Annotated in this window: 16 protein-coding genes; 8 read left to right on the forward strand and 8 right to left on the reverse strand. The window is 64.5% G+C overall.

Annotated features, from left to right (window positions below):
- Nucleotides 1-110 precede the first annotated feature (110 nt).
- The gene (gene phbB, locus L858_RS0103845; protein WP_022681828.1) at nt 111-833 is read right to left on the reverse strand and encodes an acetoacetyl-CoA reductase; all 723 of its coding nucleotides are present in this window, start codon (nt 831-833) and stop codon (nt 111-113) included.
- Between the two features lie 608 nt (nt 834-1,441).
- Entirely contained in the window at nt 1,442-2,203 is a 762-nt protein-coding gene (locus tag L858_RS0103855; protein WP_022681830.1) for a Crp/Fnr family transcriptional regulator, read from the reverse strand.
- A 151-nt stretch (nt 2,204-2,354) separates the two neighbouring features.
- On the opposite strand from L858_RS0103855, the gene L858_RS19635 reads away from it, so the two are divergent.
- Nucleotides 2,355-2,774 carry a BLUF domain-containing protein gene (locus tag L858_RS19635; protein WP_022681831.1) on the forward strand — a complete coding sequence of 140 codons (420 nt, stop codon included), beginning with the start codon at nt 2,355-2,357 and terminating at the stop codon, nt 2,772-2,774.
- Nucleotides 2,775-2,853: 79 nt separating this feature from the next.
- Here L858_RS19635 and L858_RS0103865 read toward each other — a convergent pair whose 3' ends face one another.
- A complete protein-coding gene (locus tag L858_RS0103865; protein WP_022681832.1) occupies nt 2,854-5,640 on the reverse strand; it encodes a TonB-dependent receptor in 2,787 nt (928 codons plus the stop codon).
- Nucleotides 5,641-5,910: 270 nt separating this feature from the next.
- Here L858_RS0103865 and L858_RS0103870 point away from each other — a divergent pair, with 270 nt between their 5' ends.
- Entirely contained in the window at nt 5,911-7,245 is a 1,335-nt protein-coding gene (locus L858_RS0103870) for an MFS transporter (RefSeq protein ID WP_028055782.1), read from the forward strand.
- Nucleotides 7,245-9,065 (forward strand): DUF8034 domain-containing protein, encoded by a 1,821-nt coding sequence (locus L858_RS0103875; RefSeq protein ID WP_022681834.1) that lies wholly within the window; start codon nt 7,245-7,247, stop codon nt 9,063-9,065. The genes L858_RS0103870 and L858_RS0103875 overlap by 1 nt, the downstream gene beginning before the upstream one ends.
- A gap of 25 nt (nt 9,066-9,090) precedes the next feature.
- Here L858_RS0103875 and L858_RS0103880 read toward each other — a convergent pair whose 3' ends face one another.
- The 3 genes from L858_RS0103880 to kdgD are packed head-to-tail and all read right to left on the reverse strand — an operon-like array spanning nt 9,091 to nt 12,480.
- Nucleotides 9,091-10,647 carry a carboxylesterase/lipase family protein gene (locus L858_RS0103880; protein WP_022681835.1) on the reverse strand — a complete coding sequence of 519 codons (1,557 nt, stop codon included), beginning with the start codon at nt 10,645-10,647 and terminating at the stop codon, nt 9,091-9,093.
- Complete coding sequence (locus tag L858_RS0103885; protein WP_022681836.1) at nt 10,644-11,534, reverse strand: LysR family transcriptional regulator; 891 nt, start codon at nt 11,532-11,534, stop codon at nt 10,644-10,646. Before L858_RS0103885 ends, L858_RS0103880 begins: the two co-directional genes overlap by 4 nt.
- A gap of 28 nt (nt 11,535-11,562) precedes the next feature.
- Nucleotides 11,563-12,480 carry a 5-dehydro-4-deoxyglucarate dehydratase gene (kdgD, locus tag L858_RS0103890; protein ID WP_022681837.1) on the reverse strand — a complete coding sequence of 306 codons (918 nt, stop codon included), beginning with the start codon at nt 12,478-12,480 and terminating at the stop codon, nt 11,563-11,565.
- Nucleotides 12,481-12,646: 166 nt separating this feature from the next.
- Between kdgD and pncB the strand changes: the two genes are divergently transcribed.
- From pncB to L858_RS22475, 5 genes are all read left to right on the forward strand, one after another.
- Nucleotides 12,647-13,951, forward strand: a complete 1,305-nt coding sequence (gene pncB, locus L858_RS0103895; RefSeq protein WP_022681838.1) for a nicotinate phosphoribosyltransferase — start codon at nt 12,647-12,649, stop codon at nt 13,949-13,951.
- 157 nt (nt 13,952-14,108) lie between these two features.
- Nucleotides 14,109-16,238 carry a TonB-dependent receptor gene (locus L858_RS0103900; RefSeq protein WP_238564920.1) on the forward strand — a complete coding sequence of 710 codons (2,130 nt, stop codon included), beginning with the start codon at nt 14,109-14,111 and terminating at the stop codon, nt 16,236-16,238.
- Nucleotides 16,235-17,317, forward strand: coding sequence for a PepSY-associated TM helix domain-containing protein (locus L858_RS0103905; protein WP_028055785.1), 1,083 nt, complete (start codon nt 16,235-16,237; stop codon nt 17,315-17,317). Before L858_RS0103900 ends, L858_RS0103905 begins: the two co-directional genes overlap by 4 nt.
- 65 nt (nt 17,318-17,382) lie before the next feature.
- Nucleotides 17,383-17,964, forward strand: a complete 582-nt coding sequence (locus tag L858_RS0103910) for an FAD/NAD(P)-binding protein (RefSeq protein WP_028055786.1) — start codon at nt 17,383-17,385, stop codon at nt 17,962-17,964.
- Nucleotides 17,965-18,111: 147 nt separating this feature from the next.
- On the forward strand, nt 18,112-18,234 hold the full coding sequence (locus L858_RS22475; protein ID WP_338010732.1) for a hypothetical protein: 123 nt from the start codon (nt 18,112-18,114) through the stop codon (nt 18,232-18,234).
- Between the two features lie 58 nt (nt 18,235-18,292).
- Here L858_RS22475 and L858_RS0103925 read toward each other — a convergent pair whose 3' ends face one another.
- On the reverse strand, nt 18,293-19,180 hold the full coding sequence (locus tag L858_RS0103925) for an OmpA family protein (protein ID WP_022681841.1): 888 nt from the start codon (nt 19,178-19,180) through the stop codon (nt 18,293-18,295).
- 482 nt (nt 19,181-19,662) lie between these two features.
- Nucleotides 19,663-20,550, reverse strand: an 888-nt coding sequence (locus tag L858_RS0103930; RefSeq protein WP_028055787.1) for a family 43 glycosylhydrolase, incomplete at its 5' end; no start/stop codon positions are given.

Genomic DNA, 20,550 nt, shown 5'->3' on the forward strand with positions numbered 1-20,550 from the left:
GCCCTAAGTTGGAGTCGCGCTGAAAGCGAAACTCCGGGTCGCAAGTGTAAGATCGGACGATCTAAACTGAATATTGCAAGGTCGCGGCGGAAAAGCCGGCGCGAGGCGGGTCAATACATATGCTGGCCGCCGTTGATCGACAGCGTGCTGCCGGTAATGAAGGCAGCCTCCTCGCTGCACAGGAACGCGACGCCCCGCGCGATTTCCGGCGCTTGGCCCAAGCGGCCGACGGGGATCTTGCCGACGATCTTCTCCAGCACCGGCGCGGGAACCGCCGACACCATGTCCGTATCGACATAGCCCGGCGCGATGGCGTTGACGGTCACGCCATATTTCGCACCCTCCTGCGCCAGCGCCTTGGTAAAGCCGTGGATGCCGGACTTGGCGGCGGCATAGTTGACCTGCCCATATTGGCCGGCCTGGCCGTTCACCGAACCGATATTGACGATCCGGCCCCAGCCGCGTTCGCGCATGCCGGCAAATGTCGCTTTCGCCATGTTGAAGCAGCCGCCCAGATTGATGCGCATGACCTCATTCCAGTCATCGAAGCTCATCTTGGAGAGAATGCCGTCGCGGGTGATGCCGGCATTGTTGATGACGATGTCGATCGGCCCCAGCTTCTCGGCAACTTCGTTGCAGCCGTCCAGACAAGCTTCATGATCGCCGACATTCCAGCGAAAGGTCTGGATTCCGGTCCTGTCCGTAAAGGCCTGCGCCCTTTCCTCGTTGCCGGCATAATTGGCCGCGACGGTGAAGCCGAGTTCCTTCAGCATCACGCTGACTGCTTCGCCGATCCCGCGGGTCCCCCCTGTAACGATAGCAACTTTGGTCATTTACTTCCCTCAGACTGAGTAAGGAACCGTTCAAATAAGGATCAACACTTCTTGGCGTTCGGCGCCAAGACGAAGGCCGGTTCTGCCCCGCGCAGGCCGGCACTGGATATCGGCGCCATGCGATCCCCAGCGTCGGACAACCGACAGTCATAAAGAGCCTCCACTGCGCAAAGAAGTGATAAGGGGTATCGCCTCTGCTCTGACTGCACGTTCGATGACATCATACTCTCCAAATGGCGCAGCACATCGTCCGCCGCGCGCAAATGCTTGACGAAATCAGCGGCCGTGCTGTTCGAAATGGAAAGGTCCGGGCAGTGCAAATAGTCCGCGAACAGCTGAAAGCTCCCGACGTATCGATATTCGTCACCTGATCTTCGATATGTTCAGTATAGCGACGCCAGACGAAGCCTGCCTTCAGCTCGTCCTGTCACCAGCCTCACCCCACCGATCCTTGCCCTTCCCTGTTTCCGTAAGGGAAATGTCCGTCACAACGGCTCCGCTGTCAACAACCGGCGTGCTGACGACGCGATATTGTTTATTACATTTGTTAAAGCAGTCGCTGTTGTACTTCAGCGCAACTTTCTATCCGGCTGTAAAGCCATCCAATTTCAGGGACAATTAACTTGGGATAGTGTTGGTTCAGAGGCCGCAAAATGGAGGTAAGCGGACGAAAAGCCGCCAACTTCCGCCAGTTTCTCCCAGTCGGGAATGATCACGGACCGCCTCGACCGCTCGATGAGTCGCTCATTCTCCAGCAATTTCACCGTCCTGTTGATGTGCACGGTCGTCAGGCCCAGCGCGTCGCCCAATTGCTCCTGCGTCAGCGGCAGCTCGATCCGGCAGCGGCTTCCCAGCCCCGCCTGCTCCTGCCGCAGCCCCAGCTCGCAGAACAGATGCGCCAGCCGTGAACGGGCACTGCGGCGGCCGATGCTGACGACCCACTCCTGGACGATGGACGCGTCCGCCAGCGATTCGATCCAGATCGCTTCGGCTACCGCCGGGCGGCTGCGCATCAGCTCGACCATCGCGGCCTTGGGGATGTCGGCCACCCGCGCGGGCGTCAGCAGCTGCACGCACTGGCTCGCCCGGTGCAGCATCGAGAAGTGAAGATCGACAAAATCGCCCTCCACATGAAAGCCGACGATCTGCCGCGCACCGTCTGCCAGCAGCCTGTATCGTTGCGCAAAGCCGCTCAGCAGCAAAGTGCAGCTCGTCGGCACCTGTCCGACACGGGCGAGATGCTGGCCGGCGCTTTTCGCTCGGGTGGAATAAGGAAGCGCCAGAACGGCCTCGCGATCATCCTCCGACAAGGCCGATCTGTCACTCAGCTTCGTGACCAATCGCTGCAGCGGATGATGTTTGGCCTCCATGATCTGCTCTTCTCTGCTATAAACCAACAGCAAGCATTCTTGGATTTCCCAGACTCGACACTTTCGCACATTATCGGTCGCAAGTCATGGGCGATATGGTGGTAAATCAACGAGCCAGATCTTTTATCAGGATGATTGGACGGCCGTAGCGATGGGACTGCACTCTCTCTTGTATGTCAGCGAGAGCACGCTGACGCTCCCCGCTGAGGAATGGCAGGTCGATGTCATCATCGATGTCGCGCGCAGCCGTAACAGTGCGCTGGGCGTCACCGGCGCGCTCATGTTCACTCACGTCAATTTCGTCCAGGTGCTGGAGGGCAGCCGGCCCGCACTGGAAGAGTTGATGACAAGCATCCGACGCGACCCGCGGCATCGGAATATCCGGGTTCTGGAGGAGGAAGCGCTGGCTTATCGGCGGTTCGCCACCTGGTCGATGGCCTATCTGGGACCCGCCGCGCTGGTCGAGCCCAAGATCGCGCCACTGGTCCAGCAAGGCGGGCGCCGCGTCGACCCCTTCGCGACAGAGGACATGATCTGCCTGTTGCGCTCCCTCACGGCCATGGGCGATTAGCGAGAGCCGCACAGGAAAATGTCAGTTGCCCCGTGCAGGGGGCAACTGACAGGCAAGGTCCGTTACCAGGACAGGAGGGTCAGAAGCTGTAACGAACCCCTATGTTGAACTGCCGGCCGCTATGGGTCAGCACATTGAGGCGGTTTGTCTCATCGACGAACTGGTCGTTCTTCTCGTCGGTCAGGTTGATCGCCTCGATGCTCAGCTTCAGCCGCTTGGTGATATTGTAGCTGGCCTGGGCGTCGAGGTTGAGCGTGCTGTTGGTGCCGTTGTAAGCGTTGCCCTCCGTACCCGGCACGGCGGTCAGATATTTGGAGCGGTAGGCGACCGAACCGCGGATCTGGAACTTCTCCGTCTCATAATAGAGGGTTGCGTTGGCTGCCTGCTTCGACAGGCCGATCAGCGGCGCGGTGACCGATGCGCTGCCCGTCGCCGAGGTCAGATATTCGATGTTCGACTTCACATAGGTGTAGTTCGCCAGGATGCCGAAGTGCGACAGGAATCCCGGCAGGAAAGTGAAGGGCTGCTGGATGTTGATTTCGAAGCCCTTGAGGATGCCGCCGTCCGAATTGACCGGCTGGCTGACGATGAAGATGTCGCTGGCCGAGGCGGTGGTGCCGGTCAGCAGCGACGCCGGCAGGCCCAGTGCACTGAAGGGCACGCCCACGCTCAGCGTCTGGGCGAAGCTGCCGATATCCTTGCGGAAACCGGAAATAGCGTAGATCGCGCCCTGCATCGGATACCATTCGATCGACACGTCCAGATTCTTGGACGATGTGGGCTTGAGGTCCGGATTGCCCGAGCTGAAGGTGCGGTTGCCGCCCGACACGTTGAGGTTGCCGCCCGGCGTCAGGGAGGCAATGCCGGCGCGCGCGATGGTCTTAGCGGCGGCGAAGCGAACCTGGAGATTGTCGGTGATGTTGCCGACCAGGTTGAGCGAGGGCAGCCATCGATTATAGCTGCGCTCGGCGGTGACCAGGTTGATCGCCGCCCCCTGGCTGGCATAGCCGGTCGAGAACTGGTCGGTCTTCACATAGCGCATGCCGATGTCGCCGCGGATCGGCACGCCGGCCGTATCCTGCAGGTTGAACTGCGCCATGCCCCAGACGCCGGTATCCTCTTCCCGCACGGTGATGAAGGAACCGCGCGCCGTCGCATTCTCGATCCCGCCGGTGGCATAGAGCGGATTGCTGTAGATGCCGCCCTGCGCAATGAAGGCGTTGAGGTCGGGGACGATCCACTCCGTCGGCGTTCCCGACGGCACGTTCAGCCCCTTGCCGAAGCCGGAGAAGAGCGTCGTCATCCCCGCCAGCTGCGCTGGGGTCAGCGGCGCCACTACGGTTTCACCCGACAGGCGACGGCGCTCGGTCGATCCATATTCGAACTTGCGCCAGTCGAGGCCTGCCTTCAGCGTCACGCCGTCGATCGCTTCCCATTCGACATGGCCTTTGGCTGTGGTGAAGGCGTTGCTGACCGTCTGCGGGCGAACCCGCACTTCCGATGTGCCGTTGATGAAGCTCCATGTCGCGGGATTGGCAATGTCGACGCCCGGTTGGATGTTCGGGAAGCGTGTCGAAAAATCATATTGGAAATTGCCGGTGTTGACCGCGTCAATGGTCACCGTGGTCTGGATCGGGTTCCTGAACTCGGAACTGGCATAGCCCGCCATGGCCGAAACCTTCAGCCGATCGGTAAACTCATGATCGACCGAGCCGGTAACCTGATAAAATTCGGTCTTTAGCACGTCGTAACGCGACTGGGAACGCAGATCGACATTGTCGAACCGGCCGCTGATGATGTTGTTGTCCTCATCCACCACGCCGTCGCGGATGATCGTCTGCGGCTTGCCGGTGCCCGAACGGCTGAAGCTGATCGCCTGGAACTGCGCTTCCTTGCGGGTGCCGTCGAGGCGGGAATAAAGGCCGTCGATTGAGATCAGCGTCCGGTCGGTCGGCTTGAACTGGAGGGAGCCAGCCGCACCCAGCCGCTTCTGCGAAATGTCGTAGCTGACGAGGCCGGGGATGCGCGGGTGGAACAGCGCGGTGTCGGGATTGGCGTTGTTGATCTGGCCGATCGTATAACCCGGCAAGGTGGAGGCGGCGTTGAAGCCATTGTTGAACCCGCCATAGGTCCAGCGCGTGATGTTCGCGCCCTCTTCCTTGATCTTGCGCTCTTCATAGGCGACCGAGAGCAGCACACCTAGGCGCCCGTCGTCCGTCTGGGTGGCGACCAGGCCCGACAGGCGCGGCGTCGTCTTTTCGCTGAGGTCGTTATAGCTCGCCGCAGCCGACAGCGCGACGGTGGATTTCTTGTAGTCGAGCGGCCGCGAGGTCTGGAGATCGACCGTGCCGCCGAGCGATCCTTCCTCCACATCCGCCGTCGCGGTCTTGCGCACCGACAGGTTGCTGAACAGGTCGGACGAAAAGATGTTGAAGTCGAAGCCGCGGCCCCGGTTCACGCCGCCCGAATTGTCGGTGCCGCCGGTCGTGCCGATGGCTTCCATGCCGTTGATGCGGACGCGGGTATATTCGGGGCCAAGGCCGCGCACGGAGATGTTGCGGCCCTCGCCATTGACGCGGCTGATCGCCACGCCCGGAATGCGCTGCAAGGATTCTGCGAGGTTCAGGTCGGGAAATTCGGCAATGTCTTCCGCCTTGATCGCATCGACGGTCGCCGTTTCGTTGCGCTTCACGTTGAGCGCGCTGCTGAGGCTGGCGCGAAAGCCGGTGACGACGATATCCGCCACGTCGCCGGATGCGGCCTGCGGCGCCGGCTGATCCTGCGCATGGGATTGGGGTACAAGGGCGATCGTCGCGATCGCCGTCGATAGGCCCAATAGTGCTTTCAGACGGTAGGTGCCGGTCATGGCCTTCTCACTCCCCTGGTCAATCGTCCGGCATTTACCGGATCACCATCATTGGATAGACCCGGCTTGGCCCCCAACACCAACCTCAATCGGACATGGATCGATGCGCATCTTGCATGGATTTCCCGTAGACACCGGTTGCAATTTTTCCTCCGTCTCGGAATAACCTTGATTATCCCACATTCGGACTTGGAGCGCCGCTTCGACCAGGCCGGGACCATCATCGCGACCGCTCCACCAAAGACGGGCGGCACATCAGGAGAGCTTTTCTTGACTGACGCAGCCGCCATCCCCACGCCCCTGCGGGCCACCCATGTCCGGCACCGCATCATCGCGCTCATCTTCCTGATCACGTCGATCAACTATGCCGACCGCGCGACCTTCTCCATCGCTGGCAATGCGGCGAGCAGCGAACTCGGCCTCTCGCCGGTGCAGACCGGATTCATCCTGTCCGCCTTCGCCTGGGCCTATGTGCTGGCGCAAATTCCCGGCGGTGCGCTGCTCGACCGGTTCGGCACGAAGAAGATCTACGCGGGCGCCATCGCCATCTGGTCGACCTTCACTGCCCTGCAAGGGACCGTCGGACTGATCGCCGGCCTGCCGGTCGTGGCGACGCTGTTCGCGCTCCGCTTCCTCGTGGGCGCGGCCGAAGCGCCGTCCTTCCCCGGCAATGCGCGGTTGGTAGCGGCATGGTTCCCCAGCGCCGAGCGCGGCACCGCGTCGGCCATCTTCAACAGCGCGCAATATTTTTCGCTCGTCGTGTTCGCGCCGCTGATGGGCTGGCTGGTGCACAGCTTCGGCTGGCGTGCGGTCTTCTGGGTCATGGGAGCGCTGGGCCTGATCGCGACCGCCCTGTTCCTCCGTTTCATCCACAGCCCGGCGCGGCACCCCGCCATCAACGCCGCAGAACTCGATCATATCGAGGCAGGCGGCGGCCTCATCAACATGGAGGATGCCGCCGCCAACGCGGGCCGCACGCCCACCTTCACCTGGGCCAATGTGCGGCAGCTGCTGGCGAACCGGATGATGCTCGGCATCTATCTAGGCCAATATTGTATCAATGTGCTGACCTATTTCTTCGTAACGTGGTTCCCCATCTATCTGGTGAAGGAACGCGGCCTCAACATCATGGAGGCAGGCTTCGCCGCCGCCGCGCCCGCGCTCTGCGGTTTCGCGGGCGGGCTGGCGGGCGGCTTCATGTCCGACCTGATCCTGCGCCGCACCGGCTCCATCGACCTCGCGCGCAAGGGGCCGCTGGTTGTGGGCATGGTGCTGGCGACCGCCATCATCGCCTGCGTCTGGGTCGATGCGGAGTGGCTGGTGGTGACGCTGATGGCGGTCGCCTTCTTCGGCAAGGGCATTGCCTCGCTCGGCTGGGCGGTCATGGCCGATGTCGCGCCCAAGCAGCTGGCGGGCCTGTCGGGGGGCGTGTTCAACATGTTCGGCAATGTCGCGGGCATCGTCACCCCGATCGTCGTCGGCTATATCGTCGCGGCGACCGGCTCGTTCGACCTCGCGCTGGTCTTCGTCGGCGCGCACTGCCTGCTCACCATCTTCGCCTTCACCGTGATCGTCGGGCCGATTCGCCGGCTGGAGCTTGCCTGATGCGCATCGATCGCCGGAGCTTCATGGCAGGCGCCGCCGCGCTCGCCCTGCCCGCACAGGCCCGCACGGCCCCAGCGCTGGTGGCGGACAAGCCGATGGCCGCGCCGAAATGGGCGGTGATGCAGCGTCAGTTGCTCGACGCGAACGCCGAGGCGTGCGAGACCTTTTACGCCCAATATGTCGACGCCCGCGATCATCTGAAGGTCTTTGAACGCTGGGGCGCGAACGACGGCCCCGACGACGCGGCAGAGGCGACCAACGACTGGTTCCTGCTCCATGCGCTGGGCGGCAGCGACCGGCTGAGGATGCTCGCCAGCCGTTTTTGGGAAGGGCATCTGCGCCAGTTCACCGCCGCCCGCACGACCGATGTACCGATCGCGCGCCAGGGCATGTATTATCGCGAATTTCCCGTCCAGATGGACTGGCAGCATAATGCGGAGGGACTGACGAGCTTCAACGTGATGGGCCTGTCCGTGCCCCGCGATCCCCGGCTTCTCGCGCGGACAAAGCGCTATGCCGACTTCTACACCGGCCGCGACAGGGAAGCGCGCAACTACGACCCGCGCCTGAAAATGATGCGCAGCCTGATGAACGGCAGCCGTGGCCCTATGCTGCGGCAGGCAACGCCGCTCGACTGGGCAGGCGATCCGTTCGATCCCCGGCCCTTCCACATGGAACATGGCGAGCAGACATACCGCCAAACGCTCGACCATTATGCCGAATATGGCGATGTGATCGGCGACAATCCGCTGAACCTCCAGGCGACGACGCTCGGCCTCAACGCGGCAGCGCTGGGCGGCGGGGAGCGGTTCCGGCGCTGGGCGCTCGACTATCTCGGCGCCTGGGCGGAGCGCGCGGCGCGCAACGACGGCCTGCTGCCGAGCTTCTTGCGGCCGGACGGCACCGTCGGCGAGGATTGGTGGAAGGGCGTCTATGGCTGGGGCTTCTCCCCGCTGGTGCCGCAAACCGGCGAGCGGGAGGACCGCAACCGCGTACCGCGCTCCATCACCGCCTTCATGGGCGGCGTGCTGATGAGCGGCGACATGGGGTTCATCGACCTGTGGCGGCGGCAAACCGCGCGGCTGAACGAGGCATCGCGCAAGGTGAAGGGCGTGCTGAGCGCCCCCACCATGTACGGTGCGGAGGGCTGGTACGGGTGGAAGCCGGGACCGTACCGCACCAACGGCTTTGAAATCTGGTACATGTCGCAGCGCAAGGACGACCGCGCCCTTGCCGGAGACGATCCGTGGATCGCCTTTCTTGAGGGGCGCAAGGGCGACTATCCGGCGCAGGCGCTGGCGGCCGATCTGCAACGCGTCGCCGATCGTGTCGCCGCCCGGCAGAAGGACGACACCACGCCGCAGACGCGTTTGGCCGACTGGCCGATCGGCATCAACCCGGCGAGCGTCAAGAGCCTGGTGCAGCTGATGACCGGCGGCCTGCACATCGCCCGCCCGCCCTGGTCGAAGACGTCGCCGCCGCAAGGGGGTGTGCCGCTGCACTGCCGGCTGCGCTATTTCGATCCGGTGGCGCGGCGCGCGGGCGTGCCCGCGGACGTCGGAGCGCTGGTGCATCGCCTCGGCGACAGAGAGACGGAGGTGACGCTGGTCAATCTCGGCCGGCAGGCACGGACCGTGACTGTGCAGGGGGGCGCCTACGCGGAGCATCGCATCGATGCGGTGACGCTGGACGGCCGCACCATGGCGGTCGGCGGGCGCGACTTCACGCTGCGGCTGGAGCCGGGATGCGGCGCGCGGCTGGGATTGGCGATGTCGCGCTATGCCAACCGGCCAACGCTGGCGTTCCCGTGGCATCGGTGAGGCACGAAGCGCCGCGCGATGTTAGTCACCCACCCGGCTTGATATAAGGCGCCGCCGCGAACAGCAGCCTCTCCTCCCGCCGCGGATCATTCTCCACGCGCACCTGCTGGTCGAAGATCATCGTTCCCCGCCGCTCAAGACCATATTGCGGCCAGGCTGGGATAGCGCGATGGTCGGGCTTTCCCGTCCGAGCCAGCGCGATGAACGCGTCGGCCATCTGCCCGGAGAGCCTCCGTGCCGCCGCGCCGCTCCCGGTGCGCGATCCCTTCGCATCGACATTGTCGAACACCAGCGGAATGTCGAGCGTGTGGAAGGCGCCCAATATCCCGCCCGCTTCCGGACTGGGGAAGTCGAGCTGATACATCCATGTCGGCGCGCCGATCTTCGCGCGCTCCTCCGCCTGGATGAGGTGCCCCGGCCATGACCGCCCCGCCGTCGTCGCGGCGAGCAGGATCTGCCCCGGCGAGCGATCCGGATAGAGTTCGCGATAACGGCGGATGACATGGTCCGGCGCCATGTCCTTCACCGTCTCGCGCGCCAGCCTGCCGGGCAGATTGTCCCATGTCGTGTCGCCAGCGCGCAGCATCTTCTCGATCCATAGCGCCGTCTCGTCATGCGTGTTGCCGACGATCAGCGGAATATGCGCCGCCTCGCGCGGGGCGTCCGGAAAGAAGGGGTGGCGCGCCAGTACGCCATGGTCGAGCGTCGAGGTGAAGCTAATCTCCCCTTTCCCCTCCAGCGGATCAGTCATTGCCATCGCCTCGACCAGTTTCTCGATCGGCAGCTGCATCAGCGCGCCCACGTCGCGCGCGCCCGCCTTGTCCATCCAGGCCCTTGCCCGCCGCGTCGCGTGCATCGGACCCGCCGCCGTCACATGCTGCCCGCTCATCGTCGCGGCGGCGTGGAACAGCGGCCGCGCTTCCGGCATCGCCATCAGAGTCACCACCTTCGCTCCGCCGCCCGACTGGCCGAAGATCATCACCCGCCTCGGGTCGCCGCCGAAGCCCGCGATATTGGCCCGCACCCATTGCAGCGCCAGGATGATGTCGAGATTGCCGACATTCCCCGACTCCGCCGGCCCGCCCAGCTGCGCCAGATAGGCATAGCCCATCGCCGCCAGCCGGTGGTTCAGCGTCACTACCACGACATCGCCGCGCCGTACCAGATTGCCGCCGTCATAGAGCGGGTCGCCGCCCGATCCATGGGCATGCGCACCGCCGTGCAGATAGACCATCACCGGCCGCTTCCCCGCGTCCAGCGCGGGCGTCCAGATGTTGAGGAACAGGCAGTCTTCCGACGTCGCCTCCTCCGCCCGCGTCTGTGGCGCGGCGGGACCATAGGCCGTGGCATCGGCAACCCCGCTCCACGGCCGTGGCGCATGGGCCCGGCGGAAGCGCGTGGTCCCTGTGTCCGCACCATAACGCACGCCGCGAAAGACCAGTACGTCGCGCTCGATCGCGCCACGAACCTTGCCGTGGCGCGTAAGGGCCACCGGGCCTTGGCGACCCATCGTCCGGGCGGAGGCTGCGAACGGCGCCGCCGCCATCCCCGCGATCAGGGTACGGCGGCCCATCTCGTTCATGTGGTCATTTCCTCGCATAATTGCCGCACCGCCGGCAGCGCGGGGTTCGCATTGTCTCGCCGCCACGCCATGTGCAGCTCCACCGGCTTTTCCTCGCGCGTCATCAGGCGGCGGAAATGCACGTCGCTCATATGCAGCCCTGCGGCGCTTTCCGGCACGATCGCCGGGCCGACGCCGGCATGGACGAGGCCCAGCATCGAATGAATCTGGGTCACATGCTGGATATAGAGGGGCGCCGCCATCTCTTCATCGAACAGGCTGTCGATCATATCGTGGAAATAGGCCGCGCCCTGGCGCGAATACATGATGAGCGGCTGGCCATCGAAATCCTGCGGCCTCAGCGCTGCCATCGCCTGACGCGGATCGCCCGCGGGCAGCGCGACCATCAGCGGTTCGCGCAGGACGCTGACGCTGTCGAATTCCTGCCGCTTTACCGGCGGGCGGACGAAGCCGATGTCGACGAGGCCGGTCAGCAGCGCCTCGACTTGGTCGCCCGACACCATCTCCCGCAATTCGAGCTCGATATTGGGCAGCACCGCACGCGCCTGCGCGACGATGCACGGCACCATGTGATAGCCCGACACCGCCGTGAAGCCGATGGCGACACGCCCCGCATCGCCCTTCGCCACGCGGCGGGTCGAGAGCGCGGCGCTATCCGCCAGCCGGACAATCCGCCGCGCCTCGATCAGGAAAACGCTGCCCGCCTGGGTCAGGCTCACCTGCCGGCTGGTGCGCTCCAGCAGCTGCACGTTCAATATCCGCTCAAGCAGCTGGATTTGCCGGCTCAATGGCGATTGCGTCATGTTGAGCCGCTGGGCGGCCCGGCCGAAATGCAGTTCTTCGGCGGCGGCGACGAAGCAACGGAGCTGGCTGAGTTCGAACATCATGCCAGACTATCCGCGCTCCGCCTCTTAGTCACGCCGTGGCGCGCTCGATCAGCCCTCGCAGCTCGGCATCCTCCTGAGCCGTCAGGTCGGTCAGCGGCGAGCGCACCGGCCCCGCGTCGCGGCCAACGGCGCGCATCCCCGCCTTGACGATGGAGACGGCATAGCCCTTCCCCCGGTTGCGCAGCGCGATATAGGGCAGCACGAAGTCCTTGAGGCCCTTCATCACATGGGCCTGATCGCCGGCGCGCACCGCCTTGTAGAAGGCCAGCGCCCATTCCGGCAGGAAGTTGAAGATCGCCGAACTGTAGGTCGTGACCCCCATGGTGAGATAGGGCGTGGCGAACGTCTCGGCCGTCGGCAGTCCGCCAATATAGGTCAGCCGGTCGCCCATTCGGGCATAGATGCGCGTCATCAGCTCGATGTCACCCACGCCGTCCTTGAAGCCGACGAGGTTCGGATTGCGCTCGCACAGCCGCGCCAGCGTCTCGTCATCGATGATCGCATTGTCGCGGTTGTAGACAATGACGCCCAGCCCCGTCGCGCGGCAGACCGCCTCTATATGGGCGGTTAGCCCCTCCTGGCTCCCGTGCATCAGATAGGGGGGCAGCAGCAGCAGCCCGTCCGCGCCCGCCTTTTCCGCGCCCCGCGCGATGCCGGTCGCGATCGCCGTGCCATAGCCGCAGCCGGAGATGACCGGAATGCGCCCATTCGTCTCCTGAACAGCGGCGCCGACGACCTGCACGACCTCATCGGGGGTCAGCGAGAAAAACTCGCCCGTGCCGCCGGCGGCGAACAGGCCGGTCAGCTCATGCTCCAGCATCCAGCCGCAATGGTCGCGATAGGGCGCTTCCTGAAATGCGCCCTGCGCATCGAAGTGCGTGACCGGGAATGACAGCAATCCCCTGCCCAGCTGCCGCGCCAGATCATCGGGGCCAAAATGGCTCATGTCCTGAAATCTCCTCTCCCTTAAAGGCGATCGCCGCCACGGGTACCGGCCATGGAATAGGAGGATCGCCGATCCGGGTCCAAACCAAAGGGGCGCATGATCAATGCACGTCTTGGCTTGATCGGCGTCGGGGGAGCCTCCTCCTCACGGCCGAGTTGTCTTCCTTATGATCCTCACCGACATCGCCACCCGCACCTACGACCATGGCTGGCGGCTCGATCCGATCGTGCGCAGCCTGCTCGACACCGACTTTTACAAGCTGCTGATGTTGCAACTCATCTGGCGGCGGCATCGGGAGACGCGCGCGACTTTCGCCCTCATCAACCGCACGCGGGCCGTCCGGCTGGCGGAAGTCATCGATGAAGGCGAACTGCGCGCGCAGCTCGATCATGCCCGGTCGCTGCGCTTAACCAAGAAGGAACTGATCTGGCTCGCGGGCAACAGCTTCTATGGCGAAGCACGCATGTTCGAACCCGCTTTCCTAACGTGGCTCGGCGATTTCCAGCTGCCAGATTACGAACTGCGAGCAGTGGACGGGCAATTCGAACTGCATTTCGACGGTCCATGGACGCACACGACGATGTGGGAGATTCCCGCCCTCGCCATCGTCAACGAGTTGCGCGCGCGCGCCGCCCTGCGCGGCAAGGGCCGCTTCACGCTCGACATTCTCTATGCCCGCGCCAAGGCGAAGCTGTGGGACAAGGTCGAGCGGCTGAGGCAGCTGCCCGACCTCATGCTGTCCGATTTCGGCACCCGCCGCCGCCACGGCTTCCTGTGGCAGCGCTGGTGCGTGGAGGCGCTGAAGGAGGGGCTCGGGCCGCGCTTCATCGGCACGTCGAATGTGCTGCTGGCGATGGACAGCGATCTGGAGGCGATCGGCACCAACGCGCATGAGCTGCCGATGGTCGCCGCCGCGCTGGCGCAGGACGATGCCGAATTGGCCGCTGCGCCCTATCGCGTGCTGGACGAATGGCGGCAGGCCTATGGCGACAATCTGCTGATCGTCCTGCCTGACGCGTTCGGCACGACCGCCTTCCTGCGCGACGCGCCGGACTGGGTCGCGGACTGGACCGGTTTCCGGCCCGACAGCGCCCCGCCGATCCCTGCGGGCGAACAGATCCTCGACTGGTGGCGGGCGAAGGACCGCGATCCGCGCGACAAGCTGCTGATCTTCTCCGACGGGATGGACGTGGCATCGATCGAAGCGACCTACCGGCACTTCCAGGGTCGCGTCCGCACCAGCTTCGGCTGGGGGACCAACCTCACCAATGATTTTCGCGGCTGCGATCCGGACGACGCAGGAGGGCTCGACCCGATCTCGCTGGTCTGCAAGGTCGTGAGCGCCGATGGCCGCCCGGCGGTCAAGCTGTCCGACAATCCCGAAAAGGCGACCGGAACGCCCGAAGAGATCGCCCGCTACCTGCGCGTCTTTGGCGACATGAATCGCCGCACCACGCCTGTCACCGTTTAACGCGTGGCCGCTCAGTCATTGCGACTGACTTGCATTAGTAGCCATGTTTCGCTAGCGAGCGCCCGAGAAAAAGGGGCTACTCGTGCACAAAGCTATTTTGATCCTGCTCTCCACCGCCGCGCTGTCGGCTGCACAAGCAGCGCTGGCGCAATCCCCCATGGCAGAAGCGGACGCGCAAGCGGGCAGCCCGATCATCGTGACGGCGGCGCGCAGCATCCTGCCGGCCAACGCGCTGCCTCTCACCATCGACGTGGTCGACAAGGCCGCGCTCGATCAGCAGATCGCGATTTCCGGATCGGTCACCGATGCGGTGGCGACCTTGACCCCCTCTTTCTCTCCCACCCGGCAGAAGCTTTCCGGTGCGGGCGAAACCTTGCGCGGCCGTTCGCCGCTTTACGCCATCAACGGCATTCCCCAGTCGACGCCGCTGCGCGACGGCGGGCGCGACGGTTTCACCATCGACGGCTTCTTCGTCGATCGGGTGGAGCTGATCTACGGCTCCAACGCGTTGCAGGGCATCGGCGGCACCGGCGGCATCGTCAACCAGGTCACGGTCGGCGCGCCGACGCAAGAGGGGCTGGGCGGCCGCGTGCTGCTGCAAGGTACGGCGGACAATGATTTCCACTCCGACGGTTTCGGCGGAAAGGCTGGCGGGCTGCTCCAATATAAGGCTGGCGATTTCGATGCCACGGTCGGCGCCACCTACGAAAAGCGCGGCGTTTTCTATGACGGGCAGGACCGCCGCGTCGGGCTCAACCTGACGCAGGGCGAGACACAGGATTCGCAGGCGACGAACGTCTTTGCGCGGCTTGGCTATGCCGTTTCCGCCACCGGCCGCATCGACCTGATCGCCAGCCGCTTCGAGTTGAAGAGCGACGGGGACTTCATCGCTCTGCCCGGCCGCCGCCTGACGGGTCTGCCCACCAGCGCCGTGCCCGGCGATTCGCCCGGCGTGCCGGCCGCTAACCGGACCGAAAGCCTTGCCTTGTCCTATACCGACAACGCGCTTTGGGGCGGCAACTTCGTCAGCCAGATCTTTTTCAACCGCTCACGCGACACGTTCGGCGGCGAGAACCGGGATGCGAGCGGCCGGTACATCGCGTCTTTCCAGGACCCCAGCATCGCGCCCGATGGCGATCTGTTCGACCAATCGCAGAACCGATCGCGCAAGGTCGGCGCCAAGATCAGCTATGAGCGCGCCGTCCCGGGGTTCGAGGCACTCACCGCCACGCTCGGCTTCGACGCGCTGTGGGACAAGACCGAGCAGCGCCTGATCGCCACCGGCCGCGTCTGGGTGCCGCCGGCCGAGTTCCGCAGCCTCGCGCCCTTTGCGCAGGCCAATCTCAAGCTGTTCGACGGTTTGGTCCGTATCGCGGGCGGCGCGCGCTGGGAAAATGTCCAGATCAAGATCGACGACTTCCACACCCTCGCCCAGACGACGCAGACGCTCCCCGCCGGGCAGCGCTACTGGGGCGGCGTCGATGTCGCCGGCGGCAAGCCCAGGTTCGATGATGTGCTGCTCAATGGTGGCATCATCCTGGAGCCATGGGAGGGCATCCGCGCCTATGCCAGCTATGCGGAGGGCTATACCGCGCCTGATGTCGGGCGGATCACGCGCTCGATCAACCAGACCGGGGTGGACATCGATACCTATCTCGCGATCGAGCCGATCGTGTCCAACAATCGCGAACTCGGCATCGAGGTGAAGCGCGGCCCGTTCGACGGCTCCGCCACCTATTTCTGGTCGTCCAGCGACAAGGGCCAGCTGCTCGTGCCCGGCACCGGCCGCAATTTCGACGTGCAGCGCCAGCGCATCGAGATCGAGGGGCTGGAGGTCAATCTGCGCGCGCAAATGCCGATCGACGGGCTGAAGCTCGGTATCGGCTATGCGCATATCGAGGGCCGCTACGACAGCAATACCGACGACGTGGTCGACACCGACCTTGATGGCGTCAATATCTCGCCCGACCGCGTCAACCTGTCGGCGACTTATGATCGCGGACCCATTTCCGCGATTGTGCAGACGCAATTCTACCTGTCCCGCACATTCCACGCCGACGCCGGCCGGCCGCAGCCCGACCAGCGCAATAATTTTGGCGGCTATCATGTCACCGATGCCAGCATCCGCTATCAGACGAACTTTGGCGGCGTGCGGCTGAGCGTCCAGAACCTGTTCGACAAATTCTATATCGACTATAGCAGCGACACCCGCCTGCCGACGGACAATCTGGCCTATTTCGCCGGTCGGGGACGGACGTTCACGCTCAGCTGGGACTATGCTTTTTGAAGACGCTCGACCTTATGCACCGCTGGGTCGGCGGGCTGATCGGCCTGGTGCTGGCGGTGCTGGGCCTGTCCGGCGTGCTGCTGGTGCACAAGGACAGCTGGGTGCTTCTGCCCCACGCATCGGACCCGCAGGTGCGGGATAGCGCGGTCATCGCCCGCACGGTCGCACGGATCATGGCCGATCCCGCGAGCCGGCCCGATATGATCAGCTTCGCCGGGCCGGACTTCGGGCTCGACCGGCTGCGCTATGCCGACGGGGCCGGGGCCTATGTCACTCAGGCGGGCGATCTGGTCACGCGCTGGGAGAGCCAGTGGCAGCGGCCAGAACTCTGGCTGTTCGACCTCCACCATCATCTGTTCGCCGCCGACACGGGCGAGACGATCATCGGCATCGCCGCCCTGCTCGGCCTCTTCTTCGTGATTTCCGGCGCGATTCTCTGGACCCGCACGCGCCAGACCTTCGAATTCCGGCTGCTGCCAAAGCGCCTCAGCCGGCCGGCGATCGTGCGCCAGCATCGCGATCTGGGCATCATCGCGGCGCCGCTGCTCTTTCTCTCGCTGCTGACAGGCGCGATCCTGGTGTTCCGCCCGGTGGCGGCGGTGATCCTGGGCCCGTCCGCTCCTGCCTTGATCGACGCCAGCATCAAGGCCCCGAAATCACCGCCGGCCGAGGCAGCGGCGGCGCTCGACTGGCGCGCCATGATCCTGACGGCGCAGCAGCGCTTCCCCGATGCGGAGATACGCAGCCTCTCGCTGCCGAGGGGTAAGAACGGCCTTATCACGCTGCGCATGAAGAAGCCCGAGGAATGGCTGCCCAATGGCCGCACGACATTATGGTTCGCGGCGGATGACGGGCGGCTCGTATCGGCGCGCGACGCCTCGCGCCTGCCAGCGGCGGTCAAGATCTATAACATGCTCTACCCGCTCCATGCCGCCAAGGTCGGCGGCCTGCTCTACAAGCTGGTGATGACCTTTTCCGGCCTTGCCCTCACCCTGCTGGGCAGCCTGACCCTATGGTCATTCTGGTTCGGCAAGAAGCGGCAGGCGATCGGGCAGTCGCGCCTTGCCCGCGCGCTCTGACGGCTGCAATCCGCATCGCCAAAACTTCGGTTGACCTGCCGGCGCAGTGTGCGAAGCCACGCGTCATGCTGAAGGTCGATCAAGCGGTCATCATCGGGGGAGGGTTCAGCGGGACCCTGCTCGGCATCAATCTGCTGCGCTACGGCACGCTCAAGGTGACGATCATCGAGCGGCAGGCCGACCGGCTGGGCCGCGGCCTTGCCTATGGCGCCGCGCAGGAAGGCCATATCCTGAACGTCCGCGCCGCGAACATGAGCGCGCTGCCCGACCAGCCGGATCATTTCGCCGATTGGCTGGCGACGCGGCGATTGGGCGAGCAAGGCAGCTTCGCCACACGCCGGGATTATGGCGCCTATCTCTGCGCCCTGCTCGATGAGGTGAGCAGCCGCGCTCAGGGCAGGCTGACGACCTTGGCGGAGGAGGCGATCGACCTGCTCCAGACCGACGGCGGCGTCCGCGCCATCTTACGTTCTGGTGCCACTGTCGACGCCGATATCGCCGCGCTTGCTCCGGGAAATCTGCCGCCGCACGACCTCCCCGCCTTCGCGCGTCTGCAAAGCACCGCTTATGTCAATGATCCCTCGGCCCCGACGTCGCCGAGGGGTTGCAGCCCCAGGACGATGTCCTGCTGCTCGGCAGCGGGCTGACGGCGGTCGATTGCGCGCTCAGCCTGGACAGCGCGCCTCGCGGCTCGAGGAGCAATTCGGGCCGACCCGCTCGCCATCGGCATCGACGTCGATCGCCAGTGCCATGCGATCAGCAGCGATGGCAGCGCTCACCAAAGATTGTTCGCAGTGGGGCCGATGATCCGGGGCGCGCATTGGGAAATCGTCGCCGTGCCCGATATCAGGCGGCAGGTCTGGTCACTCGCCCGAGAGCTGACCGGCGCGCACTGGGTGACGGCGGAGGGGCTGTAAGGCAGCCCCCCGACCCCAAGGCGAAAAGCCGGGGTAGGCTCGCCCACCCCGCGCCTTCTTACAGGCCGTCGACGGCCTTGCTGACCAGGATGTTCACCGCGACGCGGCGGTTCTGGGCCTTGCCTTCAACCGTGTCGTTGCTGGCGACCGGGTCCGATTCCGACATGCCGGTCGGGGTCAGCATGCGGTAGGGCTTCCAGTGGCAGGCCTGCTGCAGATAGTTGACGACGCGGGCAGCGCGCTTCTCGCTCAGCCGCTGGTTGAATTCGTCGCCACCCGTGGAGTCGGTATAGCCCACGACCAGCAGCAGGGCGTTGCTCATGCCCTCGGCAGCGGTCGCCGCGGCGCACAGGTCATTCTTCGCCTGCTCCGACAGCACGGCCTTGCCAGTGTCGAAGTTCACGTTGGTCGTGCCCTTGATATTATACTGGTCGATTTCGCCCATGCGGCCGCGCAGCGCCGCCGTGGCTGCGGTCTGCTCCTCGAAGCCCTGCGCGGTGCCGTTCTGGATCATGGACGCGGTCTTGAGATCCCGGCTCGTCAGCTTGATCTGGCTCGCCACCAGGCCGCCGCCCGTCTGCCAGGTCTTGACGGTCACCGGCACGCCGTTCAGCAGCGACGCGGCGGCCAGCCGGTCGCGGTCAAGGCCGAACAGGCCCTTGGTGGCGCTGATCTTGGTCGCGTCGTTGATGACGATGACCGACTTGGTGCCATCAGCGGCCGTGACCTGCATCTTGTCGCCGCTCCGCGCGGAAATGATGCCCTTGATCTCTGGGCCTGCGACGTTCTGCGCGGGCATGTCGACGGTGGCCGACACGTCGGCGGCGGGCTGCTGCTGATCCTGCGCGGGCACGTCGGCCGTCTGCGCCGACAGGCTGCCGGAGGACACCCCGGTGATCAGGGCAAGCATCAGCAGATATTTGGGACTCTTCGATATGACACTCATCAGGCTACTCCTTCAAAATTCGACCAGCCGGGCCTGCGTCGCCGCAGCTTCTCGTCCGACCGCCGTCCCGCGTGATGGCGTACCCAGCTGTCAGAACCCCCTCCATTAAACTCGCAAAATGCGCCACGGCGCTGCAGGAGAGCGCCATGGAGTTTCTGCCTGTTCAGATTTACCTTGCTGCCACATGAACAGCCAAGGGGCGTCATGCGGTCTGGCAGGCAATTGGAGTGCATATTGCGACGAACCGAGCCGCACTGCACGATGCAGGCCCAAGATGAGTTCAGGTAAAGCTGTCAAATAGGACTTTGAAGGAATAGCCCCGTTTACCGCGATCTTCATGACCAAGAAGAGGATTGAGTAGTCTTCCGTTTCTACTTTAGCCTATTAATCCTTATTGATCATTCATTTGACGGGATCTTGGACGGCGGCGTCCGATAAGCCGCCGCAAAACGGCGCTATGCCTGCCGCTCTCCCGAGTCTTTTTACAGCCCGCGGAAGCGAAAATCCCGAAAGCGCGCCGTTCCCTGCCCCGCAGAATAGAGGCCAGGCCGCAGGTACAGGAAGCCCCCGCGCACATTATGGTGATAGCCGGACACTTCCATGCCGCGATCGAACCGAGTCCAGTTCTTGCCTCCGTCGCCGGACAGGTGGAACGATATGATATGCCGGTTGTTCGTCACCCGCATCCGCAATCGCCGGCCATAAGGATTGGCCGGACGCCCGCGCTCCATCCCATATTGATGGGTGACGAAGCGCGCTTCATCGAAGCCGAGGCCGCAATACAGTTTTTCGTCATAGAAGAGGAGCAACCCCGCAACCCCGCCCGGTTCGATCTCTATGTCGCACTCGAACTGATAGGCCTGGTCGCCGGCTGTCAGCAGCAGTGGCGATGAACTGCTCGGCGCCTGCCCGGACGCCTTGAGCAGCAGGCTTTGCTCCTCGACCCTTGCCCGCGTCTGCTCGTCGGGGCCAGGCTTGAAGAAATTCCATTTGCGTCCCAGTGCCAGCGGGCCGTCGAACCGGTCCGACAGCGGCTGGCCGTGCGGCAGCGCCTTGCCGCCGCGCGGCTTTGGGAGTGGCTTCGACAGGTCGCCGCCGGTCATGCGGAACCAGCCGTCATCGGTCCATTCCACCGAATCGAGCAGCGTCTGCCGCCCGAGCGTCCAATAGCCATTTTCAAAGCCATGATAGACCGACCACCAGCTGCCGTCCGGCGCCTCGACCAGCGAGGCATGACCCCGCGACCACCATTTCTCATCCAGGCTGGTCGTGCGCACCAGCGGATTGGCCGGGCAATTCTCCCAAGGCCCATGGATCGAGCGCGACCGGGCGGCGATCACCATGTGGCCCGTCGGCGGCCCCGCCGTGCC

This window comes from Sphingobium bisphenolivorans (assembly GCF_000412635.1).
Lineage (GTDB): Bacteria > Pseudomonadota > Alphaproteobacteria > Sphingomonadales > Sphingomonadaceae > Sphingobium > Sphingobium bisphenolivorans.